Raw genomic sequence first — 15,254 nt, 5'->3', positions numbered from 1 at the left:
CACATCACGTTATGGCTGGAGGCCGGCTGCGAAGTATGCCAGACTAATTCAGCTTACTAACTGTAATTATTAATTATGTTAATACTAATATTATTGATGCCAATATTATGCCAATAGACAACACAAATAGCATGAACCAAACGCAACTTGTGGAAAAATACTGGGAAACGTTAATCACCCACACCCCGAACAAAAATCGAATTTTAGCGAATGAAGCCGACATTAAACGGGTATTTTCTCGCTCGCCATTTGTTGCCGACGTGTGCGCAAAACACCCCGAGTGGCTAGTGGAATTGTTAGATTTTGCCGCGCCATCAATGCCGCAAAGCTACTATCATCAAAAAGTCAGTAAGTACGTTAGCCAAGCGAAAACCGAAGATGAGTTGGCTAAGGCATTAAGGCGTTGCAGACAATTTCACATGGCAGCAATTACGTTTTCAGACGTGCTGAACAGGCAGAGTATTGATGCGTCTCTGCTGCAAGTATCGTCGTTAGCAAACGCCCTTATCCAGCAGGGGTATACGTGGTTGTATTCATCGCTATGCAGCAAGCATGGCACACCAGTTGGTTCTCATGGGCCTATGCCTATGTACATATTGGGCATGGGAAAGTTAGGCGGTCACGAGCTTAACTTTTCATCCGATATCGACCTCATTTTCACTTACCCAGAAAAAGGGGAAACGCAAGGCGGGAAAAAATCGTTAGAGCACCAACAGTTCTTCACCCGACTTGCCCAAAAGTTGATTCAGGCACTCAACAAAGTCACCGTTGATGGTCAGGTATATCGCGTAGATATGCGTTTACGTCCGTTTGGCGAATCTGGGCCCCTAGTGTTGCATTTTGATGCCATGGAAGACTACTACCAAGAACAAGGTCGCCATTGGGAGCGCTTTGCTATGGTAAAGGCCAGGGTTATTAACAGTGATGACTCTTCATATGAAGCGGCACTACAGGCCATTTTGACCCCCTTTACCTTTCGCCGCTATCTCGATTTCACCACCCTTGATGCGCTGCGCAACATGAAAAAACTCATCGCCACAGAAATCAGACGCAGAAAGCTAAACAACAATATTAAACTGGGTGCCGGCGGTATTCGCGAAGTCGAGTTTTTTGCCCAAAGTTTTCAGTTGATTCATGGTGGAAGGGAACCCTCTCTACAAAGTAAGTCATTACTTACTACACTCAAGGCCCTTGAGGAGAATGAAATCGTAGAAAATGAGGTGGTTGAAGCATTAAAGCAAGACTACCTGTTTCTTCGCAAGGTAGAACATACTTTACAACAATACCGTGACCAACAAACCCAGACCCTGCCAGAAGACGAAGACCAAAGACAGGCCCTTATAGAGGTGATGGGCTTTCCAAACTACGCGCAGTTTTTAACCCATCTTGACGCAGTTATGGCGAGAATTCACGGGCACTTTAACGAGCTTATTGAAGAATCTCAAGATGCCCATGACCCACAAGACAGCTTATTTTCTGCCTGCTGCGACGCATGGCAATTACAGATGGTAGAGCATGAGTTTTGTCAAACCTTTGCCTCTTATTTACCACCTGAAGATGCGTCAAGGGTGCAGCACTTGCTCTTGGATTTTAACCAAAATCAGCGCCGCTATTTGCTAGGGCAACGGGGCGAAGATACGTTAAACAAACTGATTCCCGAAATTTTATACGTGCTTATCACCCATAACGCACAAGGTGTGCCTTACATACTCAAACGCGTGTTAGGCGTAATTTCAGCAATAACAGGCCGTACCACCTACTTGGATTTATTATTAGAAAACCCAGATGTGCTAAAACAATTAGTGCGTTTGTGTGAACGAAGTGAGTGGGTTGCCAATGAAATAAAACGCTTTCCTTTGCTATTAGATGAGTTATTGACGCCTTTGTATCTTGAGCAGCAAGATACCGACATTGTGGCAAGCAAAAACGATTATATCAGTGAGCTAAGACAGTCTTTGCTGAGAGTAGAACCTGATGATGTAGAAGCCATGATGGATACCTGGCGACAGTTTAAGCTTTGCCAGCAATTGCGAATTGCAGCAAGTGACATCAGTGGCTCACTGCCTATTGCCAATGTAAGTGACAAGCTTACCGTGTTGGCTGAAGTAGTTTTAGAACAAGTGGTGCACGCCGCATGGCATCAAATATCTGAACGATTTGGCGTACCTAATCACTTAACCGCAGACAATTCTGGTTTTGCCGTTGTAGCCTATGGAAAGCTTGGCGGATACGAATTAGGTTATGGTTCAGATTTGGATTTAGTGTTTCTACATAACGCGCCAAGAGAAGCCACCACCACTGGTGCTAAATCTATAGAAGCCCAACAGTTTTATATAAAGCTGGCTCAACGCATCATGCACCTACTTAATACGAAAACCTTGTTCGGACAATTGTATGAAACCGACCTGCGCCTTCGTCCTTCTGGAAACGCTGGTTTGCTTTGTTGCCATCTGGACGGTTTCAAACGCTATCAACAAGAAGAAGCATGGACTTGGGAGCATCAGGCATTAGTTAGAGCCCGTGGTGTATGCGGCGATAAAACCTTATTAACCCAATTTGCTGACGTAAGAGCAGAAATTCTTGGTCAACCGCGGGACAAAGCGGCGTTAAGAGACGATGTGTGTAAAATGCGTACAAAAATGCGTCAACATCTTCTAAATGAAAAAGCGCAAAAGGTAGATTTAAAACAATGTGTGGGAGGCATAACTGACATTGAGTTTATGACCCAATACTGGGTATTAGCCAATGCCAGTACAATACCCAGTATAACACGCTACACTGACAATCTACGCATTCTCAATGAAGCCGCCCAACATGGGGTTATTGACGACAAGCAGGCGAAAATGCTTCAGGATGCTTACCTTGCGTTACGCGAGCAATATCACCACTTAACGCTAGCCGATACCAAATACGCAGATCAAACGGATCAACTCGCTAAGCTACGGGAGCAGGTTACTGGTTACTGGACTGGCATTTTTAGCGAAATATGCAAATAACCTAACCTTGAACGACTTGGCAGTTTTCAATTAAAAATGGGGTCTCCCTGGCGGAGACCACCAAAGAACGTTGTTCAGGGCAAATATAGGCGGTTACTGTACCAGAGAAGCTGCTGTCGATAGCACTCGCTATCTTTGCTAGCGAACCTGCTACCGTGTTATCCAGTTGAAATTGGTACTTTATGACAAAGTCCTGCTCTAAATTCCAAATAAGCTGCATTCCCTCAGCTTGTGCATAAGAGGATATGGCTTCTCTTAAGGTAACCCCTTCTTTAAAGGTTCTAAATTTATGTTCCCCCGTCCATTTTTCATCCACAGGCTTAGCCTCGCTAGACATGCGTGCTAATTTTGTGTCGAGCTGTGGATCAACGCCGGCAATATCCAACACGAAATCCCCTTGCTCCTCTTTAAGCGGGTCGGTAGAGGACATACGATATTCACGGTAAAAGTCACTTAAACCCTGGGATACTGTTTTGTCTTTCGTTTCCCCTTCCGGTAAAGGTGCATTTTCTTTACGTTGTTGCACATAAATCATTACGCCAGCAACGATAACCAGCACCACAGCCAGTGCAATCTGACGCGCCCAAAACATTGAGCTTGAGTAACTTTTTTGAGCCATTGGTAAGAGGTAAGCCTAATAAAATAAAAGAGAAAAGATAAACTAAACTTATACCAGTATAAGTCAGTTCTCAATACGGCCTCACCATAATTCATCCTAATGTCGCAGTATCTCTTCTCTCTCTTTCTCGTTGTTAGGCATCAGTCATATAAAGAAGGCGATTCAGGCGTAGGACGCGTTTTAAACCTTTTATGCATCCACAAATAGCTTTCAGGCTGCTCTTTTACTGCGCTATCCACATGGGTATTTAATTCAGTAAGCGCAGAAATGTCATCCATGTCGCCTAGGTGTTCTAGAGGGGGGTATATTTTAATTTTATAACCCCGCTTGGTGTATTGGGATGTGATCATCATAGGCACACTATTTGAACGACGGATAAACATTAACGTGGCCGTGGTGGTCGCCGTTTCTTTAACCCCACCAAAAGGTACAAAAATACTCTGCTTACGACCGTAGTCTTGATCTGGAAGGTATAAACACAGTTCTTTTTCATCAAGTGCTTCAAGTAAGGCTTTGGCGTTACGCTTGTGAATCATGTATTTATTAGAGCGGTTTCTGCCGTGATACTGTAAGTAATCCATTAAAGGGTTATTGTGTTTACGGTAAAAGGCAATACTCGGGTGAAAATAGCCAATCCCACGACAAGCGAATTCCAAATTCATATTATGCAGTGCCATACCGAACACGCCCTTGCCTCTCTCCAAAGCAGCTTCAACATGTTCATAGCCTTCAATCTCGATAGCGCGTCTGACTCGCCACGATGGCCACCACCATCCCATGGCGGTTTCAAATAACGCCATACCGGTGCGTTTGATATTTTCTTTTACCAATGCGTCTATTTCGCGGTCGGTTAATGATGGGTTCCAAAGTTCAATGTTACGGCGGGCAACTTTGGCGCGCTTTGGCACAATGAGGGCAATTAACTTGCCTATTCTTGCCCCTATAAATTGAATCACAGGTAACGGGAGCCAGGTAATAATATAAAGAAGCATAACGCCTATCCATACACCCCAGTATTTGGGGCCTAAATAGGAGATCTTAAATGAAGGTGCTTTTATTGCCGCCGCCAACGTGTTTATTCCTTACTGCTGATTTGCGCGACATTGTACCAGAGGGAATGAGAGTAGAAAGGTCTGATGAGAGGAGTAAGGTAATTTCTCTCTCACCGAAAAGGGCTATTCAGTTTTAATACACCAATTACACGACTTCCTACTAATACTCCTTGTCTATTTGCATGAGCCGTTTTTCAAAAACCTCAAAATGCGCTTTCGAGTCATAATCGAAATGGTACTGATTATGAAAACCAAATTGCAGTTTAACGTTGGCATCTTCTACGAAAAGCGTGTAACCGTCTAAATCTGTATAAGCGGTTATTCCATTCAACTGGTAGTGTTCATCATTCTTCGAACCATGTTGACGAATTTTATCAAACACCTGTAATAAAAATTTACTATCAAGTTCGTTCTTCATTGTTGGTCCATTATTCTGTGACTGTGATGATTATTACCTAAACGCGGCCCATTTGGATTACTCATTCTAGTGACTTTCACCCGTATATTTGCCTCACGCTTTGTCACTTTCTGCCAATTCCCCTCCAGCACAGAGATTAAATTTTGTACACAAAAGGGCTTTTTTGTTAGTTAAACGTAAAAATATTCGTGAAAAATAATTTTAAGCAATTGAAAAATAGCCATTATTCACAAAATTTGATCTTTTTGAAATCTAATGTACTATTAACCTACAACAACTGGTCAGATGAGCGGATGAGTTAATATGAGTATCAGAACTAGCTTAAAGAAAGTACTACCCCCAATTTCAGTCACAGAACAAGAAGCATTAGATGCTGGTGATGTCTGGATTGAATCTTCTATTTATCAGGGTAAGCCTGACATGCAGGCGCTTCGCGATATCCCTCAGGCAAAACTGAGTGCAGAAGAGCAAGCCTTTATGGATGGCCCAGTCACTGAATTACTGGGCATGATCGACGACTTCGAGTTAAACAACGGCGATCACATTCCACAAGACGTTTTAGACTTCTTGGGCAAAAACCGTTTCTTCTCTATGATCATTCCAAAGAAATTTGGTGGACTAGAATTTAGCCCGTACGCGAACTCAACCATTGTTGCCACGATTGCAGCAAAGAGTGGCGCTATTGCGGTTACTGTAATGGTACCTAACTCGTTAGGCCCTGGTGAGCTTCTAATGCACTATGGCACAAATGAACAGCAAGATTACTGGCTTCCGCGCCTTGCCGATGGTCGTGACATTCCATGTTTCGCATTAACCAGCCCAGAAGCGGGTTCAGACGCTGGTGCTATTCCTGACGCCGCTATCGTGACGAAAGGCGAGTACAACGGTGAAGAAGTACTTGGTCTGCGAGTAAGTTGGGACAAGCGTTATATCACGCTAGCACCAATTGCTACGGTACTTGGTTTAGCATTTAAAGTATTCGATCCAGAGCAACTTCTTGGCGACAAATTAGAGCTGGGTATCACCTGTGCCCTATTACCTAAGTCTCACCCTGGTGTTGAGCTTGGTAACCGTCACGACCCCATGGGCGTACGTTTTTACAACGGTACAACCCGTGGTCAAGACGTGTTCATCCCAATGGACTTTATCATTGGCGGTCAAAAGAACATCGGTCTTGGTTGGCAGATGCTAGTAAGCTGTCTTGGTGCAGGTCGTGGTATTTCACTTCCAGCGATGGGCGTTGCAACGGCACAGACTGCGTTTAAAGGTACAGTTGAGTATTCATTCGTTCGTGAACAATTCGGTGTGCCGATTGGTCGCTTCGAAGGTATTCAAGAGAAGATGGCAGACATTGCTGGTAAGACATTCTTACTTGAAGCTATGCGTGTTTTAACAACAGAAGGCTTAGGCTTAGGCGTTAAACCATCGGTTGTTACCGCTATTGCTAAGTATCACATGACCGAACTTGGCCGTGATGTAATGAACTCGGCGATGGATATTCAAGCAGGTAAAGCAATTCAACGTGGCCCGCAAAATACCCTTGCAGGCGGATATGCAGCACTTCCTATTGCCATTACGGTTGAAGGTGCAAACATCCTTACTCGTAACCTCATGATTTTCGGTCAAGGTGCAATGCGTTGTCACCCTTACTTGAAAGACATGGTTGACCTTATTCACAGCAACGAAAGTTCTGCTGATAAAGAATTCAATAAGGTACTACGTAAAACGGTTGGCTTTAGTGTTAAGAATGCATTCCGTAGTTTTGGTAAAGGTTACCTACCTTTCCTACGCGGTTCAGAGTCCGCATTGCCTGAAGTACGTAAGTACGAAAAGCGTGTAAATAGCATTTCAGCTAAATTAGCACCACTTGCTGACTTATCACTTGCCGTACTTGGCGGTGACCTTAAGAAGGCAGAATTACTTTCAGCCCGTCTGGGTGATGTAATGAGTTACCTTTACGGTGCAATGGCAGCGATTCGTTTTTACGAGCAGCGCATTGAAGATCGTAAACTTGCACTACCGTATTTCGAATACGCCATGCAGTGGTCATTACAACAAGCGGATCAGGCAATTGTTAACTTCATCAACAATTTCCCGAACACGCCGACTCGCGGCCTAATGCGCTTACTGACCAACACCTACTCAAACAGTGTTGCAGGTATTAGTGATGACCTAGTTCGTGAATTGTCTATGGCATCTATGCAAGACAACAGTGTGAAAGCGCAACTTACTCACTTAGTTCGCGTTAGCCCAGGTGATGGTAACGACATTAACGAACAAGCGTTTAAAGCGAAGCACGCGGTAGCGCACCTACTTGGCAAAGTGCAAAAAGCGCTGCGCAAAGAGCCTGTTGTACCTTTCATCTCTTTTGAACATGCCCTTAATAAGCTTCAAGAGAAAGGTGTTGTGAACGCGCAAGAAGCAGCGCAACTTCACGATTACAACGAAAAACGTAAACTGGCCGTTCGCGTTGACGAATATACGTTCGACATGGAATTGCTGCCAGCGTCGCAAACGTTAAAAGCTGTTGACGGCGGGCAAAACGCCGCGTAACACCACGTTATATCTAAAAAGCCCCAACTGAGTTTGGGGCTTTTTTTTGCGCTGTTTTTCGTCGTGCAATACATTACGAATAAGATAGCAACATTTCTATAACGGCAAAGCCACTGAATATGCCTTACAAAAATAGACTTTTTTCTTGTCGTTTTCTACGCTAAAGCTATCCCGCTTTTAAAAGCGTTTCTCAAACAAGGATTTGTGTAGTGAACATGTTATTCAGGCGATATCTCATGTTGCCGGTTTCGTTCTCCGTTTTCTCTCTGTTTTTCGCGTTATTTAGTACCAATAGCTACGGGGCTCATGAAGATAAAAAATACATTATTGGCTATATTAATCACCCTCGTGTAAACGCATTCTATAAGCCGCTTATTCAGCGTGCCTATGAAGATATTGGCATTACGCCAATCTTTGAAGAAGTCGGTGGTGAACGGGGTTTAAGGTTACTCAATCAAGGTATGACGGATGCCGATGTTATTCGCTACGATGTCGCATCGCAACAAGACAATAATATACTCATTGTCGAACCCGCGTTATCTCACGGCGCTTCCTATTTACTATGTATGCGCAAGGTAAAATGCGATAAAAGTATTATCGATGATCCAAACAGTGCCATTGCAGCCACCACACGATTTTTCGATAACATGAAAGCTAAGCCGTCAGAACTTGCCGCCAACATATTTGAGTTTGATGATTTTCACCACGTCATTTCTTTATTGCTCAATGGACGATTTAACTATGCCATCTTACCTAGCGATAATTCTGAACATGAAGAATTTAAGCGCGCAGGCATTGAATATGTTCCCCTTGTTGAGCATGCGCTTGTTCACGTGATTCATAAGAAACACGAGCATCTACTTGATAAGCTATCCCAGGCTATTGCTAAACAACTCAATGAAGCCAGACCTTAACGCGTTCGCCTTAGATATAAAAACGCCCGCTAAATGCGGGCGTAACAACTTAATGTACGATGTTTTCTAACCGTTAATCAAACATGTACTTCATCGACAATACCGTGGTGCGTCCGTTGAGTGGGCGAGCACGGATATAGCTTCCCACTTCAGCCGAGCCTTCTTCAGACTCAGTAATAATGAACTCATCAGTTGCATTGTTCACGTTTAATGACACTGAAAATTGGTCGTTAACCCAATAAGTGGCAAATAGATTAACCAGGTTGTAACCGTCTTGCTTCAGGTCATTATTATCTTGCACGTAATATTCAGTCGAACCTTGTAATGACGCACCGACAGACCAGGTGTCAGTCACGTATTCAGGTGTAATGGTCCAAATCCAATCAGCTTGACGACGAGGCGTATTGCCCTCCAGTGTCGCATTATTTACGTCCTTACTAATTTCAGCATCTGTCCAGGTGAGGTTACCTGACACAACGATATTATCTGTTGCAGTCCAACGCCCTTCAAACTCAAGACCCGTCGCTTCATATTCACGCATAAAGGTCAGTCCACTGGTGACTTCTGCCTGAGTATCTTCTGTTACCGTATCAAATAAGGTTGCGTTAACCATCAGGTCTTTGGTGCCGTATTTGAAACCGACTTCTAGTTGCTTAGTCGTATCGTAGCCAGAGGTCGTGTCAGTTAAGCTTCCATCTGTGTTTAGCGTGCCACTAATTTGTAGCAATCTATCTGCGATAGCACGGCCACCTTTTGAGTAGCGCGCAAAGAAGGTTTGGGTGTCGCTCAATAGGTATGAGCCTCCTACAGAGTAGGACGTGTTACTGGCATCGTAGTTTACAATCTGTGAACTGGCATCAGCGCGATTTAAGTTAATAACACCGCCGTATATGAAGCCACTGTTTGTCGCCGAGGCATCTTCAATTTGTTCAATCACGCCATTACCATTAATATCGTAATCAGCGGTCCCACCACAACAAGAGGATATTAATTCACCTGACGCCTCTGTTGTATCGTAGCGTACAGATGCATCAATAAGAATGTTATCAGACAGTTCAAATCCCACGTTCATGTAGGGTGCTTTGGTCACATAGTTTAAATCCCATTCCCATGATAGAAAGCTCGGCGATAACAAGCCATTTGAAACCAGTTCTACGCCATCACCATTGGTAATGGTGAGTAACTGCGAGTTACTGCCATCAAGGGTTTGAATAAAGGTTTGCCAGCTTGACCAGCTTGTTGCAATGTCTTGATTTGAGTAGTAGTAACCTACAGTGACATCAAAGCCATTATCAAATTCTTTGCGTAAACTAAAGTCATTGATCATGTTACCTAAGTCGTTAATGCGGGTATCAAATTGCAAGTTCGTAAAGGCTTCACCTGTATAAACTTCCCCTGCATCTGGCCCGTTAGCCAAGGTGACTGTCGTTGTGTCACAATTCAACGCATTACCATCACCATCAAGTGCAGAGCTACACAGTGAGGCGGCGAAATCTGAGACATCACCCGGCCCTTCTGGAAAAGTGTCGGTGAAGGGGGCTATAAAGCCACCCGAAATATCAGAGATTCTAAACTTATTCAGTAGGTAAAGATTTTCAGCAACCTCTAAATCCACCTCAACGCCGAACGAGCTTACTTTCGATTCAATACCATCGCGGACATCACGGTTTTCAGCATTGCCATAGGCATCAAAGGTTGAGATGTTGGTGTTGTACGCTGAATTCAATGACTGAGAGCTTGCGTCATATCCTGGCACAGCGCCATATTCACCATCGCCTTTAACCAATACAGGCGAAGGCAAATAAGTAGAAACTTTGTCGTCTAAGTTTTTGTAGTAGAAACGTATATGACCATTATCTAGCATCTTAGTGATGTTAAATTTAACTTGGCCACCTTGATCGCCATTGTAGCCTGTTTCCCGAGGGCCTTCCCCATTACGGGCAAAACCTGCAATGTGATAGTACAAGTCATCGCTAATCTCGCCACCGTAGCGAAAATCTAATCGAAACTCATCGTAATCAACACCAAAAGACGTCCCAATGGCACCGCCACCTAGCTCGCCGGTATTACTGATCATATTAATAACACCGCCAGGGGAGTTACTTGCGAAGGTAGATGCAGACCCCCCGCGTATGGCTTCCACATTGGCTACCGACCAGTCATAACGTAAGAAGTTATCCGCGTTGCCAAAATTTATATCGCCGTACTCCAACACAGGCAAGCCATCTTCGTGGATTTGCAAAAACTTAGAACCGCCAGTGGCGAGTGGAATACCACGGATAGTAATATTGGCGTTACCGCCACCGCCAGAAGATTCAGCACGAATTCCCGGCAGTGCGCGAAACACTTCTGCCGTAGAACGAGGTGCAAGTTTGATAATGTCACTTTCGTCAAAGGCACTTACTGAGACGCTAGCTTCTTGCATTGTGGCACCTCCAGGAGCGGCAGTGACCACAATTTGTTCAAATTTTTCTTTATTCTTTTGTTCGACGTCAGCGTTATCTTGAGCAATTACTGAACTAGAAAACGCTGCGCATACGGCAAGAGTAATCAAACTTTTAGTGTGTTGTGTTTTCATATTTTTCTCCGGCAGTGTGTGAGCCGTTGTGTTAATAAGCATGGCACAGATTTTTTTAACAACCAACTTAATCGATTAAGAAGACGATAAAGAAGATATAGTATGCGCCAGCAATTGTAAACACCCTGTGAAGAAAAAAATTTCAATGGTCGCTTTGCATACTATTTTTTAACAATAAAAAACAAAAAGACACGGGTTAATTTATAGACTAATAGATACTTGTTTGGCTGAAGGTTTTAGCGAAAATAGGCGTGCTAAAAAATGCGTGCTATTGTTTAATTAATCAGCTAGTTAAATTTTCGTCACGTCTCTTCTTTTCTTGGAATGATTAAGCATTGTGAAAAGCCCTAGTTCATATAGTCCTCCGGTTACATCTCCCACCATTAGCGTCCAAATGCACCGTGATCTAGTGGATATGTTGGTAGGAAACATATTTACTGGCCTAGCCATGACCTTAATTGCCTTCTCAGGGCTAGTATTTGGCTTTCAAAATGAAGAAGGGCACGATGTAAAAGTTCTACTTTGGGGCGTGATGGTTTGCCTCTCTGTATGTCGCTTAACCCATGGTATCTATTGGCATATAAAGCTAAAAGGCAGCCATTACAACCCTAAGTCGGTAGAGGCACTATTTGCTATAGGTTTATACCTCACGGGGGCGGTGTGGGCGGCTTACTCCTTAATGCTTTTTAATACCATGACCACTATTGAGCTAGCCTCCACTATGGTGGTTTTAGCTGCCATGGCCGGTGGCGCTGCGTCAGTATTAGCCCCAAATAAGTGGATAGTGACTTACTATTGCACAGCCTTGTTGCTTCCCATGTCGCTATGTGCACTTCTCGACAATGAGCGAAGTATTATTGTATTAGGTATATTAGGTGTGGTTTTTTGGGTGGGGATACTCACTAATTCATTAGGCACCCATCGATTTATTGTTAATACCGTTCGGCTAAGAGAGCACAATAACGACTTAATGGAACAGCTCGTTTCCGATCGACAGGAAACAGCAAAAGTTAATGAAATGTTGAGAGAAACGAATGCTCAACTCGATGACGCAAATGCAAATTTAGAACAGCAGGTTGAGAAAAGAACACAAGACATATTTCGCCTATCGAACCGCGACCCTCTCACCGACTTACTGAATAGAAACGGTTTTTTAAAACACCTAAACGCCCTTTTAGATACATCAAAAGCGCTAGGAAATAACCTGGCCATACTATTTATAGACTTAGATGGCTTTAAGCAGGTGAATGACAGCTTAGGTCACAAAGTTGGGGATATTGTCTTGGCTGAAATTGCTACCCGGCTTACCAAATATTGCGAAAAAGATCATCTTGCCCGATGGGGAGGTGATGAATTTGTTGTGGTGGTTCCTTATGCCACAGTTGATACCGCAGTGGCCGTGGCGCATGCCATGCGCAGTGGCGTTACCCTGCCTATCATTGCATCGGACAATCAAGTCACTTTAGACGCCACCATTGGCATTGCCATTTACCCCCAACACGGCAAAGACGCGCTTTCGTTAATTCAGCAAGCTGACTTGACAATGTACGATCAAAAACGAAGCCAACGAGGCACCGTTGGTGTCTTTAGCGAAGTTTTACACGAGCAAATTAGGCAAGAACAATATCTTTGCGAACACTTACGCCATGCTATTGCCAGAAGTGAAATGTCGGTTCACTATCAACCCATCATGTGTTCACAACAACAACGCATTAGCTCTGTAGAAGCCCTGTTGAGATGGGAACACCAAGGCGAGCAAATTTCTCCCACTGATTTCATTCCCTTAGCCGAACGTAGCGGTTTAATTATAGATATAGGAACCTGGGTGCTCAACCGTGCCTGTATAGATGCCTCTCAGTGGAATTTTGAAAACTCAATTGCGGTTTCGGTCAACGTTTCTATCAATCAACTTATCGATGATACATTTATTTCTATATTGCAACGCGCACTCGACACCTCATCGCTATCCCCTTCTCTTTTGCACCTGGAAATCACTGAAAGCGTATTCGCAAAAAACGAAAAGGCCGTGGCAACTCAGTTGGCTGCCATAAAAGCGTTGGGGGTAAAGATTTCAATAGATGATTTTGGGACAGGGTATTCTTCATTGAGTCGTCTCGCGTCTATGCCTTGCGACTTTGTAAAAATTGATCGTTCATTTGTGCAGAATACCAGTGAAGGTAGTGATACTATTATGCGCGCTACTATGCTCATTGCCCAAGAATTTGGCTGTAAGACAATAGCGGAAGGCATAGAAACCAACACCCAAATGCTACATATAAAAAGCTTAGGTGTTAACTATTTCCAAGGTTTTTACTACGCAAAGCCTATGCAATCGAGCGATCTTATAACTTGGTATAACGAAAACTACTAATCTCCATGGCTCAACTTTATTTTTATTACTCTGCGATGAACGCAGGCAAATCTACTTCGCTACTTCAATCAGCATATAATTACCGCGAACGGGGTATGCACTCACTTATCTATACTGCATCCTTAGACGACAGATATGGGATTGGAAAAGTTACATCACGCATTGGCTTACAAGCAGATGCTAAGCTTTACAGCAAAGACGTCGACTTGTACGCCGCTATCAGTGAAGATCATAACAAACAAAAGCTAGATTGCGTGTTCATTGACGAAGCGCAGTTTCTCACTAAACAACAGGTTCGCCAGCTAGTGGACGTGGTAGACGAGCTTAGAATTCCAGTGTTGGCCTACGGTCTACGTACCGATTTCCTAGGTGAAACCTTTGAAGGTAGCCACTATTTACTGGCTTGGGCTGATAAACTTTTTGAATTGAAAACCGTGTGTCACTGCGGTAGAAAAGCGAATTTTGTGGTGCGCTTAGATGAAAATGGAAAGGCGGTGACGGCTGGCGACCAAGTGCAAATTGGCGGTAATGACCGTTACGAGTCTATGTGTAGGCGCCACTTTAAAGCCCTAGTATGGCAATAGTGGGGCAATAACGCGACTTGCCATGCACGGGTCCCCACGCTCGCTTTGCATGAGGAAACCTTCTTCAATTAGAAGGTTTCGCCCCGTTTTATTTCAAACGGCAGTATTTCGTCTTTATCGCGACTTTCCAATAACGCAGTGGCGGCCATTTCACCTTTTTTGTCACTCGCTTGGCAAACAGTAGTCAGATTGGGGCGTGTCCGTTCCGCCTCTTCGATACCATCAAAGCCGGTGATTTTTAGTTCTTCTGGTACCTTTATGCCCAAGGAAAGTGCGCTTTGTAATAGCTCAAGCGCAATAATATCACTCATGCACAACACCGTATTAGGCCGTGGGCTGCTATGTAATACTTCTTTGGCAGCCTGTTTTGCAAAGCTTCTGTCACTCTCTGGGATATGCCATATCCAATCATTTTCAATGATCAGCCCTTTTTCTTCAATGGCGCGAATATAGCCGTCTAAACGACGGTGTGATATTGAGGATTCAACTTCGATAAGCGGGCTGTCATAGATTCGACACGTGCTTGGAGAATCGATAAGGCGTAACCCTAAAATAGCAACATGATCATCATTGGCAATGGCTTGAGAGGCAACCTCGTAGGCGGCTTTTTCATTATCAATATTGATAGACGGCAAGCCATCAATATTGAAATCTACCGTTATGGCAGGCTTAGTTTGCCTAACCACTTCTTCCGCTAATTTGGGGTTTCTTGGTGCGCCGTAACAGATAAACCCATCAACAAAGTCAACCACATCTAAAATAGACTCAGAATCTCCCGCATACAGGAGTAAATGCTTGCCTTGCTGTTGCAAGACCCGCGAAACCCCTTTAATGAAAGTACTGGCCACAGGGTCACTCACCGTATAGGCAATGCTGTCTGCCAGAATAAGGGCAACAATATTAGAGCGACCTTTGCGTAGAATTTGCGCGGCTTTATTCGGGCCCGTATAGCCTATTTTTTCACACTCAGCGAGGATAGCTTCTCGTCGTGCCGCGGAAAGCTGATCAGGACGATTAAACGCATTTGAAATCGTGGCGGTGGACACACCTAACTGCAAGGCCACATCTTTAAGGGTAAGCTTATTTTTGTTCATTAGTTTGCTTCTTAAACAAGAGGGCTAAGGTCTCATCAATAAGGTGAGACAACACTGCAATACACGCGTGCATTC

General features: G+C 43.9%; 10 protein-coding genes. 5 read left to right on the top strand and 5 right to left on the bottom strand.

Annotation, left to right across the window (positions count from 1 at the left end):
* Positions 1-107: 107 nt before the first annotated feature.
* Positions 108-2,996, top strand: a complete 2,889-nt coding sequence (gene glnE, locus IUA53_RS05840; protein ID WP_196898701.1) for a bifunctional [glutamate--ammonia ligase]-adenylyl-L-tyrosine phosphorylase/[glutamate--ammonia-ligase] adenylyltransferase — start codon at positions 108-110, stop codon at positions 2,994-2,996.
* A 1-nt stretch (position 2,997) separates the two neighbouring features.
* On the opposite strand, the gene IUA53_RS05835 is transcribed toward glnE, so the two are convergent.
* The 3 genes from IUA53_RS05835 to IUA53_RS05825 all read right to left on the bottom strand — a co-directional run bounded on the left by IUA53_RS05835 (position 2,998) and on the right by IUA53_RS05825 (position 5,085).
* Positions 2,998-3,615, bottom strand: a complete 618-nt coding sequence (locus IUA53_RS05835) for a TcpQ domain-containing protein (protein WP_196898699.1) — start codon at positions 3,613-3,615, stop codon at positions 2,998-3,000.
* Positions 3,616-3,755: 140 nt separating this feature from the next.
* Positions 3,756-4,685, bottom strand: a complete 930-nt coding sequence (lpxL, locus tag IUA53_RS05830; protein WP_196898697.1) for an LpxL/LpxP family Kdo(2)-lipid IV(A) lauroyl/palmitoleoyl acyltransferase — start codon at positions 4,683-4,685, stop codon at positions 3,756-3,758.
* Positions 4,686-4,827: 142 nt separating this feature from the next.
* Positions 4,828-5,085, bottom strand: a complete 258-nt coding sequence (locus IUA53_RS05825) for a DUF3081 domain-containing protein (protein ID WP_044057673.1) — start codon at positions 5,083-5,085, stop codon at positions 4,828-4,830.
* 303 nt (positions 5,086-5,388) lie between these two features.
* Here IUA53_RS05825 and IUA53_RS05820 point away from each other — a divergent pair, with 303 nt between their 5' ends.
* Positions 5,389-7,638 (top strand): acyl-CoA dehydrogenase, encoded by a 2,250-nt coding sequence (locus tag IUA53_RS05820; protein ID WP_196898695.1) that lies wholly within the window; start codon positions 5,389-5,391, stop codon positions 7,636-7,638.
* 215 nt (positions 7,639-7,853) lie between these two features.
* A complete protein-coding gene (locus tag IUA53_RS05815) occupies positions 7,854-8,552 on the top strand; it encodes a hypothetical protein (RefSeq protein ID WP_196899445.1) in 699 nt (232 codons plus the stop codon).
* A gap of 73 nt (positions 8,553-8,625) precedes the next feature.
* On the opposite strand, the gene IUA53_RS05810 is transcribed toward IUA53_RS05815, so the two are convergent.
* On the bottom strand, positions 8,626-11,130 hold the full coding sequence (locus IUA53_RS05810) for a TonB-dependent receptor (protein WP_196898693.1): 2,505 nt from the start codon (positions 11,128-11,130) through the stop codon (positions 8,626-8,628).
* Between the two features lie 394 nt (positions 11,131-11,524).
* Between IUA53_RS05810 and IUA53_RS05805 the strand changes: the two genes are divergently transcribed.
* Positions 11,525-13,501, top strand: coding sequence for a putative bifunctional diguanylate cyclase/phosphodiesterase (locus IUA53_RS05805; RefSeq protein ID WP_052364398.1), 1,977 nt, complete (start codon positions 11,525-11,527; stop codon positions 13,499-13,501).
* A 5-nt stretch (positions 13,502-13,506) separates the two neighbouring features.
* Entirely contained in the window at positions 13,507-14,085 is a 579-nt protein-coding gene (locus IUA53_RS05800) for a thymidine kinase (RefSeq protein WP_044057677.1), read from the top strand.
* Positions 14,086-14,153: 68 nt separating this feature from the next.
* On the opposite strand, the gene IUA53_RS05795 is transcribed toward IUA53_RS05800, so the two are convergent.
* On the bottom strand, positions 14,154-15,179 hold the full coding sequence (locus IUA53_RS05795; RefSeq protein ID WP_044057678.1) for a LacI family DNA-binding transcriptional regulator: 1,026 nt from the start codon (positions 15,177-15,179) through the stop codon (positions 14,154-14,156).
* Between the last annotated feature and the right edge of the window lie 75 nt (positions 15,180-15,254).

The sequence above is a fragment of the Alteromonas sp. B31-7 genome, from assembly GCF_015767655.1.
In the GTDB taxonomy this organism is placed as follows: domain Bacteria; phylum Pseudomonadota; class Gammaproteobacteria; order Enterobacterales; family Alteromonadaceae; genus Alteromonas; species Alteromonas australica.
Note: the sequence above shows the minus strand (reverse complement) of the source record. Positions and strands in the feature narration are given on the sequence as shown.